Source organism: Campylobacter concisus (assembly GCF_003048985.1).
Classification (GTDB): domain Bacteria; phylum Campylobacterota; class Campylobacteria; order Campylobacterales; family Campylobacteraceae; genus Campylobacter_A; species Campylobacter_A concisus_AY.
Genome location: NZ_PIRS01000002.1, coordinates 26,892 through 41,990, shown reverse-complemented (window position 1 = coordinate 41,990; position 15,099 = coordinate 26,892). Strand labels below are relative to the sequence as shown.

General features: G+C 41.3%; 13 protein-coding genes. 3 read left to right on the top strand and 10 right to left on the bottom strand.

Annotated features, from left to right (window positions below):
- Positions 1-3: 3 nt before the first annotated feature.
- Both CVS91_RS01565 and mqnP read right to left on the bottom strand, forming a co-directional pair.
- A complete protein-coding gene (locus CVS91_RS01565; RefSeq protein WP_002942437.1) occupies positions 4-525 on the bottom strand; it encodes a hypothetical protein in 522 nt (173 codons plus the stop codon).
- Complete coding sequence (gene mqnP / locus CVS91_RS01560) at positions 522-1,382, bottom strand: menaquinone biosynthesis prenyltransferase MqnP (protein WP_413784148.1); 861 nt, start codon at positions 1,380-1,382, stop codon at positions 522-524. Before mqnP ends, CVS91_RS01565 begins: the two co-directional genes overlap by 4 nt.
- Positions 1,383-1,484: 102 nt before the next feature.
- Here mqnP and CVS91_RS01555 point away from each other — a divergent pair, with 102 nt between their 5' ends.
- Positions 1,485-2,699, top strand: coding sequence for an NAD(P)/FAD-dependent oxidoreductase (locus CVS91_RS01555; protein WP_107829838.1), 1,215 nt, complete (start codon positions 1,485-1,487; stop codon positions 2,697-2,699).
- A 2-nt stretch (positions 2,700-2,701) separates the two neighbouring features.
- Entirely contained in the window at positions 2,702-3,577 is an 876-nt protein-coding gene (gene miaA / locus CVS91_RS01550; RefSeq protein WP_107829837.1) for a tRNA (adenosine(37)-N6)-dimethylallyltransferase MiaA, read from the top strand.
- Positions 3,578-3,652: 75 nt separating this feature from the next.
- Here the strand turns inward: miaA and CVS91_RS01545 are convergent, their stop codons facing one another.
- Together CVS91_RS01545 and CVS91_RS01540 are read right to left on the bottom strand one after the other, a co-directional pair.
- Positions 3,653-4,645 (bottom strand): iron-sulfur cluster assembly scaffold protein NifU, encoded by a 993-nt coding sequence (locus CVS91_RS01545; protein WP_004318029.1) that lies wholly within the window; start codon positions 4,643-4,645, stop codon positions 3,653-3,655.
- 16 nt (positions 4,646-4,661) lie between these two features.
- Positions 4,662-5,852 (bottom strand): NifS family cysteine desulfurase, encoded by a 1,191-nt coding sequence (locus CVS91_RS01540; RefSeq protein WP_107829834.1) that lies wholly within the window; start codon positions 5,850-5,852, stop codon positions 4,662-4,664.
- A 404-nt stretch (positions 5,853-6,256) separates the two neighbouring features.
- Here CVS91_RS01540 and aqpZ point away from each other — a divergent pair, with 404 nt between their 5' ends.
- Positions 6,257-6,964 carry an aquaporin Z gene (gene aqpZ / locus CVS91_RS01535; RefSeq protein ID WP_107829832.1) on the top strand — a complete coding sequence of 236 codons (708 nt, stop codon included), beginning with the start codon at positions 6,257-6,259 and terminating at the stop codon, positions 6,962-6,964.
- A 129-nt stretch (positions 6,965-7,093) separates the two neighbouring features.
- On the opposite strand, the gene CVS91_RS01530 is transcribed toward aqpZ, so the two are convergent.
- The 6 genes from CVS91_RS01530 to ccoG all read right to left on the bottom strand — a co-directional run bounded on the left by CVS91_RS01530 (position 7,094) and on the right by ccoG (position 15,097).
- Positions 7,094-7,321, bottom strand: coding sequence for a hypothetical protein (locus CVS91_RS01530; RefSeq protein ID WP_004318043.1), 228 nt, complete (start codon positions 7,319-7,321; stop codon positions 7,094-7,096).
- 21 nt (positions 7,322-7,342) lie between these two features.
- Positions 7,343-8,725 carry an efflux transporter outer membrane subunit gene (locus CVS91_RS01525; protein ID WP_107829830.1) on the bottom strand — a complete coding sequence of 461 codons (1,383 nt, stop codon included), beginning with the start codon at positions 8,723-8,725 and terminating at the stop codon, positions 7,343-7,345.
- Positions 8,715-11,840 (bottom strand): efflux RND transporter permease subunit, encoded by a 3,126-nt coding sequence (locus tag CVS91_RS01520; protein WP_107829828.1) that lies wholly within the window; start codon positions 11,838-11,840, stop codon positions 8,715-8,717. The genes CVS91_RS01525 and CVS91_RS01520 overlap by 11 nt, the downstream gene beginning before the upstream one ends.
- A gap of 10 nt (positions 11,841-11,850) precedes the next feature.
- Positions 11,851-13,008 (bottom strand): efflux RND transporter periplasmic adaptor subunit, encoded by a 1,158-nt coding sequence (locus CVS91_RS01515; RefSeq protein WP_107829826.1) that lies wholly within the window; start codon positions 13,006-13,008, stop codon positions 11,851-11,853.
- 106 nt (positions 13,009-13,114) lie between these two features.
- Complete coding sequence (locus CVS91_RS01510) at positions 13,115-13,741, bottom strand: TetR/AcrR family transcriptional regulator (protein WP_107829824.1); 627 nt, start codon at positions 13,739-13,741, stop codon at positions 13,115-13,117.
- Between the two features lie 30 nt (positions 13,742-13,771).
- Positions 13,772-15,097, bottom strand: coding sequence for a cytochrome c oxidase accessory protein CcoG (ccoG, locus tag CVS91_RS01505; protein ID WP_107829822.1), 1,326 nt, complete (start codon positions 15,095-15,097; stop codon positions 13,772-13,774).
- Positions 15,098-15,099: the final 2 nt, after the last annotated feature.

The following is a 15,099-nucleotide window of genomic DNA, read 5'->3' as shown; positions in this document are numbered from 1 at the left end:
CCTTTACGAATTCGCTCTAAGCTCTCTTATCATCACACGTTCTCTAGCCGTCACGTAAGCGTTCCAGTCGGCCTCGTCCTCTTCGTGCATGTTCTCTATCTTTGCTAGCCTCTCGTCCTGCGCCCTTAGATAAAGGCTCAAATTTCTCTTTGGAAAGATAGGCATCGCGATCCTTGCGTAGTAAATTTCATCTTTTTTAAATTTATCTTCGCTTATTTTTATATGCGTAAAGCCGATCTCATCGATATCTGCGCTCTCTTTTAGTGGCAAGTATTGCTTATGCTCATTTTTTATATAATCACTAAGCGCGTCGATCTTTCTATGAAGCTCGATGACAAGCGTTAGCAAGACTTGGTCGCTCTCTTTTGTCTCGCCGCGTGATTTGGCTCGTTTTAGCCACGCTCCAAGCGCATCTTCGTCGCCTGGTAAGATAGAGTTAAATTCTCTTAAAAATTTCTCATCTCCACTTCTGTCGCATTCATAAACCATGCTAAGAGGCGCTTTAAAAAGCCTTACTTCGCTCATAATACACTTATCCAAACAAAGATGAAAAATAAAATTCCCAAGTAGCCATTTAGCGTGAAAAACGCCCGATCTATCTTGCTAAAGTCGCGCCTTACGATCCTATGCTCGAAAAATAATATCACGCCACTTACCACAATGCCAAAAAATGCCATCGCCCCAAGCCCAGCCGCCCAAGCAAAAAGTAGCCAAAGTATAAAAGCTAAGGCGTGAAAAATGGCTGATAAAAACAGTGTCGCCTTGTCGCCATAAATGGCTGGTATGCTAAAGAGCTTGTTTTCTTGGTCAAATTTAATATCCTGAAGCGAGTAAAGCAGGTCAAATCCAGCCACCCAAAATGTCACACCAAGGCAAAGTAGCACGCTCCAAAGCGGTATAGCAGCGCTTACCGCGACTACTCCAGCGATCGGAGCAAGTCCAAGACTAAGGCCTAGCACCAAGTGCGCTAGCTCGCTAAATCGCTTAAATAGCGAGTATCCGCCAAGCACGGCAAGTATGGGGAAGCTTAGCCAAAAGGCGAGCGAATTTACAAAATAAGCGCAGATGATAAAGATAAACGCGTTTGCTACGATAAAAAGCTGCATATTGCCCTTGCCGATGCGCCCATCTACGCTTGGACGGCTTGCGGTTCGTGGGTTTAGCTTGTCGATGTCCTCGTCTTGGTATCTGTTAAACGCCATAGCGAAATTTCTAGCGCTAACCGCGCAAAGAGTGCCTAAGATAAGCAGTTTAAAGCCAAACCAAGCTGAGCCATTTTCTATCTTGCTCGCAACTATCATCGCCACAAAGATAAATGGCAGGGCAAAAACCGAGTGCTTAAAAACGATGAGTTCTGCGATATCTTTTAGCTTTTTGATCATATAAATTTCCATCTTTTTAAAAAGTGTCTGATTTTACACCATTTTGCTTTAAATCTAAATTTATATTATCATTGCGAGAGTAATTTAAAATGAAGGGTTATGATGAGTAAAATAGCGATTATCGGAGATGGTTTTAGTGCGTTATTTACGGCGCTTGAGCTAGCTAAAAAGGGTGAAGAAATTTTAGTTATTAGTAGCCAAAAAGATGAGTTTGAGAGCGGAATTTTAACCCCATTTAACACCCCAGCACTTGCAAGAGATGGAGCGATATCTAGCTCGTTTTTGGGGCTGGTTAGTAAAAAAAGCGAGCTTGATATAGCGCTTTGCTTAAATGAAAACTTTAGAGCTTGGATGGCGAATTTCACGCTTAAATCAACAAAGGCTCACGACAAAAAGATGAGAATTTTGTTTAAAAAATTTGGACAAAAGAGCTTTGAAATTTTAAGAGAGCTAAGCGAAAAATATCCGCAGATAAAATTTGATGAGAGTGGCGTTTATCTCGTTTTTAGCGATGACGAGAGCTTTAAAAAAAGGCTTGATGAGACAAGGGTCGCTGATAGCGAGCAAGAAATTTTAAGCGTGGATAGTGAGCTTGCAAATTTTGGTCTGATAAATAAAAATATAAAAGGGGCGCTAAATTTAAGCAAAAACGCTAGCATCGACGCTGGAGAGCTAAAAAAGGCGCTTGTTAGCGAACTAAATGAGCTTGGAGTGCAGTTTATAAACGATGAAATTTATGAGCTAAAAACGCAGGGGCAAACCGTTCAAAAGGCTGTTGGCAGTGCTGGCGAATACGAGGCCGATAGCTTTGTCGTGGCTAGTAGAAATTTGGAGCTTTCAAGCAAGCTTGGGTCAAATTTAAGCGCCATTTTGGCTAAATTTTACACGATCGATCTTGTGCTAAGCGAGGGTCAGATCCCTAAAAAACCGATCATTTTAAATGATATGTTTGCCAAAATTTATCCAACGAAAAATGGCGTCACGATCATCACAAATTTACAAGTGGGCGCGATCGATACGCTCGTTAAAACAGAGAAGATCAACGCATTTTTAAACGAGCTAAAAAGACACCTTGGCATAAGCGAGCTAAAAGAGCCTAGCTTTAGGGCAAATTTCGTCCTTCTTAGCTCAAACGACAAGCCAGCGATCGGACGCGACGAGACATATCAAAATTTACTCTACAACCAAGCATACGGGCTAAACGAACTAAGCTTTGCACCGCACTTTGCGGGCGTTTTGGCTGATCTTATAAAAGAGGGCAAAAGTAACGAGCAAAGCGATGAAATTTTGCTATTTAGCTCATTTTACGAGGGCTAAGCTTGTTTGGCGAGCTAGCACTAATTGGCACCACGGCAAGCGGCAAGAGCGATCTAGCCTTTGAGCTAGCAAAGGAATTTGGTGGCGTCATTTTAAGCCTTGACTCGCTAGCACTTTATAAAGAGATAGATATCGCCAGCGCAAAGCCAAAGCCCTGGCAGCTGGGGGCTGTGAGGCACTTTGGGGTGGATGAAATTTACCCTGATGAGGAATTTAGCGTTGGGGCGTTTTTTGAAATTTATAAAAATGCAAAGGAATTTGCGCGCTCACAAGGCTGCCTGCTCATCATCACGGGGGGAAGCGGCTTTTATCTAAAGGCGATGCTTAGCGGTCTTGCGCCAGACGTGCCAAAATGCGAGCTAAATTTAAGCAACGAAGAAATTTACGAGCTAGCTTTACAAAATGACCCTGAGTTTGCAAGTAAATTTAGCCAAAACGACTCTTATCGCCTCGAAAAATGGTATCAAATTTATAAATTTAGCGGCCAAATCCCAAGCATCTGGCTAAAGCAAAATACCAAAGAGAGCGTCATAAAAGAGCTTGCGATATTTGAAATTTTGTGGGATAAAGAGGAGCTTAGAGCTCGCATCGCAAAGCGAACGAAAAATATGCTAGATGAGGGCTTGATAGATGAGGCGAAGTTTTTATTTAACAAGTATAAAAGTGAGCCAAAACCCCTAAAATCGATAGGTCTAAAAGAGTGCAAGCAGTTTTTGGAGGGTGAAATTTCAAAAAGTGAGCTTGAAACGCTCATCGCCACGCACACAGCCCAGCTTGCTAAACGTCAGCGAACCTTTAACCGATCGCAGTTTGAGAAGAAATTTGTGGGCGATTTGACGCAGACTAGAAGCGAAATTTTGAAATTTTTAAAAGAGTAAATTTAAATTGTCTAGGCGGTAAATTTAATTTAGCAGGGGGGGGCGAACAGCTCCAAAAGAAGCCGTTCGATAAATTTATATAGGCATAACCCTGATTTTTGGGCTTAGGCTCTCTTGTAAGACATTTTCTATCGCATAAAGCGTGCCAGTCGAGCCGCTTGAACAGCCTGAGCAAGCGCCAAGATAGCGGATATAAACGTCGATATTTTCGCCGTTATCGTTTCTGATGTCTATGATCTCTAAATTTCCGCCGTCCATCATAAGCATAGGGCGGATCTCTTTATCGATGATCGATTCGATCGCTTTTAGCTGACCAACCATCGTCATGCTCTCAAAGCTAACGTCGCTTAGGGTGTTGTTTGCTTGAGCGTTGGCCTGAGCTTCAAGCCTCTCTTGCTCCATCTCAGCCCTAGTATCGCGCAAGATATCAACAAGGTAGTAGTCTTTTTTCTCGTGTCCGCCAGGTCTAACGCATGATTTGCAAAATGCGCCTGCTTTGGTGTATTGCGTGATCTCCTCAACTGTGTGAAGGTCGTTTAGCCTTATCACCTCTTTGATCGTGCCAAGGCTCACTCTAGCGCACTCGCAAACGATGATCTCATCTTCAAAGTGCTCTGGGTCTATGCCCTTGTAGCTTGCAGCAGCTGCCTTGATAACGTCATACGCCATAACCGAGCAGTGCATCTTTTGAGGTGGCACAGCTGGTGTGTCTGGGTTGTCACGCATAGCTCTTTCAACATCTAAATTTGTTATCTTGACCGCCTCATCGACTGTTTTGCCGATGCAAAGCTCAGCCATTGTATCGGAGCTAGCTATCGCCGTTCCACAGCCAAAGCTTTTAAATTTAGCGTCTATTATCTTGTCAGTTTTCTCATCAACGAGCCAGTAGAGCCTGACCGCATCACCGCAGCTCTCTGCGCCAAAGTCAGCGATGATAAGTTTTGCGTTTGCTTTTTTGGCGTCCTCTTCGGTTAATTCGCCCATGAATTTAGGATTGTTCATCCTATCTTGCACTACCTTTGAGTATTCATCCCAGATAGAGCCGCCGATTAAGTTATTTTTTGCCATGTTTTTCCTTTAAATTTTATAATCCACTCTTATGCCACTCTGGGGCGTATGCAAATGTGCTTGATATGCCTCTTAGTCTATTTACGGCCTTTGTTATCTGCTCGATCGCATAGTCGATCTCTTCTTCTGTGTTAAACCTTGAAAGAGAGAGTCTAAGCGCGGTGTGGGCTAGCTCTTTGTCAGCTCCGATCGCCTCCATGATAGGGTTGCTCTCAAGCGTTTCGCTCGCACAGGCAGAGCCAGTAGAGGCCGCTATGCCAGCTCTATTTAGATCCCAAAGCATCGCCTCGCCCTCGACACCTTTGATAGAAGCTAGGATGGTGTTTGGCACGCGCTGATCTTTTTTGCCAACTACGCTAACGTCAGGAATTTGTAGTAGCGCGTCTTCAAGTTTGTCACGCAAACGACGAACGTGCGAATGCTCGTAATCCATAAATTTATTTGCCAGTTCAAGAGCCTTACCCATGCCAACGATGCCCGGTACATCAAGTGTTCCACTTCTGCGTCCGCCCATGTGCTCGCCGCCGTGAAGCAAGCTGCTTAGTGGCATGCTATTTTTTATAAATAATGCTCCAACGCCCTTTGGTCCGTGAAATTTATGTGCTGAAAAGCTTAGAAAATCAACGTCTAAGTCTTGAACATCTATCTTTATCTTGCCGACTGCTTGCACGGCGTCAGTGTGAAATAAAGCGCCGTATTCGTGAGCAACTTTGGCAAGCTCTTTTATAGGAAAGATCATGCCAGTTTCGTTGTTTGCGCTCATTATGGCAACAAGCGCGACATTTTCGTCCATGACGGCTCTTAGCTGGTCTGGAGTGACGATGCCATCGCTATTTACGTCTAAGACCGTAAGATCCACGCCATATTTTTCTAGGAATTTACAAGTTGCCAAAATGGCTGGATGCTCGACTGCGGTTGTTACGATACGCTTTTTCTCGCCAGTTGCTATTTTGTCAAAGTAGATGCCTTTTATGACCCAGTTGTTGCTCTCGGTCGCGCATGATGTAACGACGATGTCATCACTATCTTTTGCATTTAGTCCGGCGTAGAGCTGATCAAGTGCTGTTCTTAGTGCTGGGTGGGTCTCTGAGCCAAATTTGTGAAGTGAGTTTGGGTTGCCGTACTTTTCACAAAAAAATGGCTTCATAAGCTCAAAAGCCTCTGGATCAACCATCGTTGTGGCGTTATTGTCTAAATATACTCTCAAATTTAAAACCTTAATTCGGATAAAAAATATCCCTTTTATTTTTGATGGGATATTATAACAAAAAAGTTAAAAGCAAGTTTAAAAAAATGCTTTAGTTTTTCAATATTTGGCTCATTTTGATAGTAAAAAATATTGAAATTCTTTATCAATATTTGTCAGATACGCCATTTGCGAAATTTCGCTTAAAAAAGCCTATTTTACTCTTAATATTAATTCTTTTTCTTAAGGATTGATTATTATAAAGTAAAATTATTAATATGCTGGACATAAAATAAAAACATAAAAACAAACTTTGATTGCTTTTATAAAAAGATATATATTTTAAAATTTATTTTTAGAATATTTTTGTAATGTCACACGTTTTTGCTAAAATCGCCCCTTTTAATTTACCTAAAAGGGAGAAAATGAAGAGATATTTAGCCGAGTTTTTTGGCACATTTTGGTTAGTTTTTGGAGGTTGCGGTAGTGCGATATTTGCAGCAGCTTTTCCAGAGCTTGGCATTGGATTTGTAGGTGTTGCATTTGCTTTTGGTCTTACAGTTCTTACGATGGCTTACGCAGTTGGTCACATCAGTGGCGGACACTTCAACCCTGCTGTCTCAGTTGGCCTATTAGTTGGCGGAAGATTTGATAAAAAAGACTTCGTGCCTTACGTCATCGCACAAGTTATCGGAGCGATCGCATCTGCTGCTGTGTTATATCTTATCGCTTCAGGCAAAGCTGGATTTGACGCTACTGCAAGCGGTTTTGCTAGTAATGGATACGGAGAGCACTCACCAAATGGCTACAGTCTAGTCTCAGCACTTGTTGCAGAGATAGTTCTAACTGCGTTTTTCCTTATCATCATCCTTGGTGCGACTGATGAGCGTGCTCCAAAAGGCTTTGCACCGATCGCTATTGGCCTTGGTTTGACGCTGATCCACCTTATCTCGATACCTATCACAAACACATCGGTTAATCCAGCTCGCTCAACTGGCGTTGCGATATTTCAAGGTACTTGGGCACTAGAGCAGCTTTGGCTTTTCTGGGTTGCGCCTATCGTTGGAGCGATCATAGGAGCTATCATTTATAGGATTTTAGGCTGCACATGCGGCTGCAAAAGCGCAAAATAATCAAATTTTATACTTCAAGGGGCGATCTTCGCCCTTTCTACTTCTAAAAATTTAAATAAGTAAAAAGAAATTTATAAGATATTTTTGAGGGGTCATCTAAGAAATTTAATTCTTAGATGAAAAGAGGTTTTAGGCCTTTTTTGTCATAGCCCTAATAGGTATAACAAATATCGCTGCGATAAGGTAAAAAACGATACCAAAGACAGCTGCCATCATAAATATCTCGCCGATATCATAAAAGCTTGACTCAAGCCTAATAGTATCCACGTAATTTATCGCAAACCATAATGCCACGCCAAGAGCGATAGCAAAAACAAAAAATCCCCAAGAAAATAAGAAATTTAAAATCTTAGTCATCAACTTTTCTCCTTTTTGAGTTTATTTATCTACCTTAAATCCGCCGCCAAGTGCTCTATAAACTTCGACCGCGCTATCTACCTCATCAAGCTTTGCAGAGACATCTTGAAGCTTTGCTTGAAGCAAATTTCTCTCCGCATCAAGAAGCTCTAAGTGACCGATATAGCCAGCATTATACTGATCTTTAGCAAGTGAATAAATTTTTTGCTGCGATTGTAGCAAATTTTTTACCTGATCCAAAGAGAGTTTTGCATTTTGCCTTGAGATAAGGGCATCTCTGACCTCGCCAAGGGCCGATCTAACAGTCGCTTCGTAAGTGATAGCTGCGATTTGCTCGTTTGTCTCAGCAACACGGACATTGTTTTTTGTCCTGCCAAAATCAAAAATTTTCTGTGTTAAATTTGCTCCTAAGCTCCAAACGCTTGCGCTACCCATAAAAATTCTATCAAACTCGTCGCTTGCAAAGCCAAAAAGACCTGTAAGGGATAGCGTTGGGAAATATTGAGCGCGCGCTACGCCAACAAGGGCATTTGTAGCTTTTAGATCTGCTAGCGCCTTTGCCACGTCACTTCTTCTAAGCAAAACATCTGAGCTGATGCCAGCCTTTATCTCAGGTGAGCTTGGTAAATTTTGCGCACTAGCAACGGCTCCTTTTAAAATTTCATCATTGCTCTTGCCAGTTAGGATGGCTAGCGAAGTAAGCGCTTGCGACTTTGAGTTTAGCACTGAAGTTAGGCTTGTTTTTGCCCTTTCTACTTCAGCCTTACTTTGCAGATAGGTCATCTCATTTATGCCACCAAGATCAAGCTGCGTTTTGCGAAGTGCTAACGTATCTTCGTAGGTTTTTAGAGTCTCTTTTAGCACCGCTTCTTGCATATTTAGCGATACTAGAGCAAAGTAGCTTTTTGCCACACTTGAGCTAAGGCTTAGTCTAGCGCTATCGTAGTCAAATTTGCTCGCATTTAAATTTTCATTAGCTGCAAGCACGCTATTTCTTACTCTGCCCCAGAGATCTATCTCGTAGTTAAGACCTAAATTTATCTCATAGCTTTTTGAAGTAGTTTGAGGCATGTGTGTGGCAGTCTCGGCACTATTTCTAGTTCTTGTGGCACCTGCGTTTAAATTTACCCCCGGTAGCAAATCAGCTTCAGCAATGCCAAGACTTGCCTTTGCTTTTTGTAAATTTAAATATGCAATGCGTAAATTTGTATTTTTCTCAAGCGCGCTTTCGACTAGAGAATTTAAATATTCATCGCGAAATTCTTTCCACCAAAGATCTCTTATATCGCTTGTCTCGAAAGTGTATGTTGAGGTGAAATTTGTATCCACGCTTGGCATATCTGGGCGAAACGAGCAACCAGCCAAAAACGCCGCTGTTATAAGTATAAACGCCTTATTTCTCATCTTTTTTTGCCCCCTTTTTCCAGTATTTTTCATTTAAAGTTTCAAGCAAATAGTAAAACATAGGCACGAAAAATATCGCTATCGTAGTAGAAGCGATCATGCCGCCAACCACGCCAGTTCCTAGTGAGTGGCGAGATGCAGCGCCAGCGCCTGTGCTTATAACCATTGGAAAAACACCTAAGGTAAATGCGATAGATGTCATAACGATAGGTCTAAAGCGAAGTTTTGCCGCATTTACAGCTGATTCAAATATGCTCTTTCCGCTCTCGCGCTCTTGCATAGCAAATTCTACGATCAAGATGGCGTTTTTCGCCGCTAGACCGATGAGTAGTAAGAGCCCTATCTCAAAGTAGATGTCGTTTGTTAGCCCTCTTATCCAAACAGCTAGCAACGAGCCAAATACCGCAAACGGCACAGCAGTGATGACTGCAAGTGGGATAAGCCATCTTTCGTACTGAGCAGCAAGGATCAAAAAGACAAAGACCATACCAAAGATAAAGGCAACCGTGCCTGTTCCTTGAGAATTTACCTCTTGATACGCAGTTCCAGCCCAACTTATAGCGTAGTCCTCGCTGTTTAGTGTGTCATTTACGACCTCTTGGATCGCCCTTATCGCATCACCTGATGTGTAGCCAGGTTTTGGATCGCCCATGATTTTAGCCGCTGGAAAGAGGTTAAATCTATCAACGATATCAGGTCCGATCGATCTTGTAAGCGTCGCTACTGAATTTAATGGCACCATGCCACCCTCATTTGAGCGGACGAAAATCTTTCTTAGATCCTCAGGGTTGTTTCTAAAGTTATCGCTCGCCCTTGCATATACGCGGTAAGATTTACCAGCAAGGTTGAAGTCATTTATGTAGTAAGAGCCAAAAGTAGCCGCTATCGTGCTAAAAATTTCACTCTCGCTTACGCCAAATAGCTTTGCTTTCTCTTTATCAACAGTTATTTTAAACTGACGGTAGTTTGTCTCAAGAGTCGTTCTTACACCAGTTAGCTCGGGTCTTGCGTTTGCTGCTGCAGTTACCTTTCTAGCGTCTGCTTCTATCTCGTTGTAGCTTTTGCCACTTTTGTTTTGTAGATACATCTCAAAGCCGCCAGTCATTGATAGACCCATGATAGGTGGCACATTTACGACGAAGGTCATTGAGTTTTTAGAGCCCCAAAGCATGCCATTAAACTGACCTACCAAAGCATCTGCGCCGTCCGTTGCACCTTTTCTCTCGCTCCAGTCTTTTAGCTTGATAAAGCTAATGGCTGAGTTTTCTCTAAGTGAGCTAGCGAGCATATCATATCCTGCAAAACCCATGGTAAATTCGACATTTGGATTGCTTAAAATGGCGTTACTAATAGATTTTACCTCTTCTTTAGTCTTTAGCATATTTGTTGAAGGTGGAAGTGAGGTGATAACCATCAAAGCGCCCTTATCCTCTGAAGGCACAAGTCCTTTTGGCACCTTTTGAAATAGGCCATACGTAGCAAATCCCATTATGCCAATGACTATAAAGCTGATAATGACGTGTTTTAAAATTTTTGCCACGCCAGCTGTAAAGAGCCTAGTGCTAAAGTCAAAGAAGTCGTTAAATTTCTGAACTATCCAAAATGGTTTGTTCTCTTGCTTTTTAAGCATAACCGCACAAAGTGCCGGCGTAAGCGTAAGAGCGACAAAGCCTGAGATACAAACAGCAACGACAAGCGTTAGTGCAAACTGCTTTTGTATAACGCCGACAAAGCCCTCCATAAATGAAACTGGCACGAAAACCGCGCAAAGCACGAGCACGATAGAGATAACCGGAGTTTGCACCTCCTCCATCGCCTTAAATGTCGCGTCTTTTACGCTTATCTCTTTATCTTCGTGCAAAATTCTCTCGACGTTTTCTATAACGATGATCGCGTCATCCACGACGATACCGATGGCTAGGATCAGGGCAAAAAGTGTGATCAAATTTATACTAAAGCCCATCACATAAAGCCCGCCAAATGTGCCTATGATAGAGACTGGCACGGCGAGCATTGGTATGATGGTAGCTCTAAAGCTCTTTAAGAAGAAGTACATTACGATAAGAACTAGCACCATCGCCTCGATAAAAGTTTTTATGACTTCGTCTATTGAGACGGTGATAAATTCAGTTGGATTGTAAGCTATCGTGTGCTCTAGGCCAACTGGGTAGGTTTTCTTTAGCTCTTCAAGCTTTGCTTTGACCGCTTCAGCCGTTGCTAGAGCGTTTGCGTCGTTTTGCAAAAATAGCAAAAGTGGCACTGCTGGCTTGCCATTTAGCATAGCATCTGATGCGTAGCTAGCAGCTCCAAGCTCGACTGTGGCGACCTCTTTTAGCTTAACAACTGTGCCATCTTCGCTTTTTATCAAAATTTCACCAAACTGCTTTGGATCTTTAAAACGACCTTCAGAAACGACCGAGTAAACATAAGGATTTTCACCCTTTGATGGTTGCTCGCCGATCTTACCAGCGGCGTATTGTGAGTTTTGAATTTTTACTTGAGAGATGACGTCGCTTGGAGTTAGTTTAAACTGAGATAGTCTATCTGGCTTTAGCCAAATTCTCATTGAGTACTCTTTGCTGCCAATGAGCGCTGTATCGCCGATACCATTTACTCTTTTGATCTCGTCGGCGATGTTTAAATTTACATAGTTATATAGCTCAACTAGGTTCATATTTGGGTTTGAAAAGCCAACTACTTGAAGGATCGAGCCACTTCTTTCGCGCACCGTTACACCCATATTTTGCACCTCTTGAGGTAGCCTTGAAAGGGCAGCTTGGACGCGGTTATTTACATCTATCGTAGCTTGTTTTGACGATGAGCCGATCTTAAAATATACGCTTATATTCATTGTACCAGCAGAGCTTGATGTACTTTTCATATAAAGCATATTTTCGACACCATTTATCTGATCTTCGATCGCACTTGCGACTGAGTCAGCGATAGTCTGCGCATCAGCACCGCTATATGACGCACTTACTGATACTTCAGGCGGAGTAAGACTTGGATACTCCTCTATTGGAAGCCCTTTGATACCCATAAGACCTGCTATAACTATGATGATAGATATAACAGTCGCAAATATCGGGCGATTTATGAAAAATTTTGAAAACATCTATCTGCCTTTACTTGCTTTTTGTAGCGTTTGCGTCTTTGTTTAAGAAATTTGCGCTTAAGTCTTTATCAGTTTCAACTGGTGCGCCAACTCCGATTTTAAGGAAGTTATTAACTATTATCTTATCGCCCTCTTCAAGGCCATCAGTCACTACGACCATATCTTTTGTTTGGTAGCTAGTTTTTACATTTTTTTGGCTTACTTTGCCATCTTTTACTACTAAAACATAAGTGTTTGTAGCGCTTTGTTGAAGGGCAACTTGCGGGATATTAAAGGCACTTTTTTGCACAAATCCGCTCATCTTTATATGACCAAACGCACCTGGCAAAATTTTGCCATCGCTGTTATCAAAGCTAGCCTTTGCCAAAACGCTGCCAGTTGCGGTATTTACGACGTTATCTATAAATGTCACTTTGCCAGTGAAATTTTCATTGTTTAAATTTAAGATAGCCTCGCTATTTAGTTGCTGCCAAGCGCCACTATCTAAATTTGCTTTTCTACTTAGATTATCCACGTCTGCGATGTAAAAGTCAGCCTCGATCGGGTTTATCTTTGTTAGTCTTACAAGCTGGGTTTGGCTTGCTGTTACAAGTGAGCCAACATCTACTTTATTATCGCCAACAACGCCGCCAAATGGAGCTGTGATAGTTGTATAGCCAAGATCGATCTTGGCATTTTTTAAATTTGCTTTTGCGCTTACTAAAGTTGCATTTGCGATGTCATAAGCTGCAACGGCTGCGTCGTAGTCTTTTTGAGAGACTGCGTTTTTCTTATAAAGGGTAGAAATTCTTTTAAACTCAGTTTCGGCATTTTTTAAATTTGCATTTGCAACGCCAACAGCTGCATCAAGCGAGTCAAAGCTGGCTTGATATTTTTCTGGATCTATGAGAAATAGCTTATCTCCAGCCTTTACCTTATCACCTGGCTTAAAAAACTGCTTTATGATCGTGCCACTAACTTTTGGATAGATGATGACATCTTGGTTACTAGTAACTGTGGCCGTGTAGTCAAAGCTAATAGGCACATCTGCTTTTTGTGCAACGAAAATATCAACGTGAGATGGTGGCATTTGACGGCCTGCAGCAGCCTTTTTGTCGCCACTTTCAAAGCAGCCAGAAAATAAAAAAACGGCAGCTGAGAGCACAAGAAAACTCTTAAATTTCAACATAAAAACCTCTCTTAATTTTAAATTTTAATCCCAAGTTTAGTTTTGTAATCTTAATTACAAATTTTAAATGCCATGAATATAACCAAAAATAAATTAAAAGTCAATTTTATCTTTTAACAATCCCATTTAAAAATAGCTCAACACACAAAGCAACGTGCTCTTCGCGTTCTTTTTTACTTAGTTTTGGCTCCTCGTCTAATATGAGGGCATTGTAGTAATGTGACCCCTTTACATTTTCTATAAAGCATTTTGCTGCAAATTTGGCTGGAAATTTTGGATTAAGCTGGGATTTTATCTCATCTCTTTCAAAGAAATTTATAAGCACAAGGTCGATCCTATTTAAAATTTGATCCAAAAATACCCTAGCAAGCTTGCCACCATTTTTAGAGCTCTCGCTTATCATAGTCCTGCTAAGCAAGACACTTTTTTTGGTGCAGACGATAGAAAAGATGATAGTTGCAAATTTGGTTAAAAACTCCTCCAAGCTATGAGAAATTTTAAGATCTATCCTCTCATCGATCTCGCTTATAAAGCTATCTATCTCTTGCTCGATGATCGCCTTAAAAAGCCCCTCTTTATTCTCAAAAAATGTGTAAATGCTAGCAAGCGAGCCGCCGCTAATTGCGACGATATCGCTAAGGCTTGTCTTTTCGTAGCCATTTTTTAAAAATAGATCAAGCGCTGTTTTTACGATGAGTTCGTATCGTTTTTTTCCTTTTTCTGAGATCGCCATTTTACTTCCCACTAAATTTTTGCCATTTTATCATCTTTTAGGATAGATAAAGGTGCTGGCTCTTTGCACGCTGATAGTTGGCTCGTCAGTGGCGTAAGCTCTTATATTTATATGTTTTAAAAGATCTTTTTCGCTCGTGTTTTCATTTTTTGATTTTAGTGTGACGATGACCTTTTGTTTTGCACCAGCTTTTAGCGTAAAAGGCCTATTTGGACGCGAAATTTCTATACTTTTATCATCTATCTCAAAGAAAAATGTATGCTCTTTATTTTGGGTATTTTGCACTAAAAATACATAAGAATTTTCAACTTCACCTTGATCTAAAACCTTGTAAAGCTCACTAGTTCTATTTATATTTAAAAGCATGCTCTCTTTTTTACCACTCATCAGCACAGCAGCTACTAAGACAACGCATAAAATGACAAGATAGGCAACCGTTCTAAATCTAAAAATTTTCACCTTTTTATTTTCATTTTGAGAATTTATACTTCTCCACTCGATGAGCGAGCTCTCGTTAAAGTGCCCCATCACTTTAGCGCACGCATCGCTACATTCAAGGCAGTTTATGCACTCAAGCTGCATACCTTTTCTTATATCTATGTGCGTCGGACATATCCTCACGCAGGCCTCGCAACCAGTACAAAGCGCGCCATCTTCTTTTGGCTTTTTAAATTTCTCCCGGCCCTCATATATGACGCCGCCTCGTTTTTGATTGTAGATAACTTGTATCGTGTCGCTATCAAACATAACTGACTGCACCCTCGCATACGGGCAGACATAGACGCAGAAATTCTCTTTTAAAATGACCACGTCATAGACTAGCCAAGCAGCGATACCAAGCCAAAATGCAAGTAAAATTTTATGTTCGCTTGGCTCGCTTATATAGGCAAAAAAATCAAATGGCGGCACAAAAAACCACATGAAATTTGCAGCTATGATAAGGGCTAAAACGCACCAAATTCCAACTGCTAATGCACTTTTTAAAATTTGACCTTGTGGCTCATTTTGTTTGTTTTGGATATTTTTTCTGATCTTTAAAATTTTAGTCTGTAAAAGGTCACGAAAGACCGCTCTAAAAATGGTCTGCGGACAGCTCCAGCCGCACCATACGCGCCCTGCAAGCGTCGTTAGGAAAAATATAGTCAAAAACAAAGTGATAAACAAAAACGGCATCAAATATAGCTCTTGCATATCAAATTTTGTAAAAAATAGATCAACCCTGCTCTTATCAAAGCTCAGCAAAAATAGCTGCGCATCATTTATCCTGATAAATGGCAAAATAAATACAAATAACGTGATACAGGCAAAAAAAATGTAACGCCTCTTGGCATAGGTAAAATTTAAATTTTTAGACATAA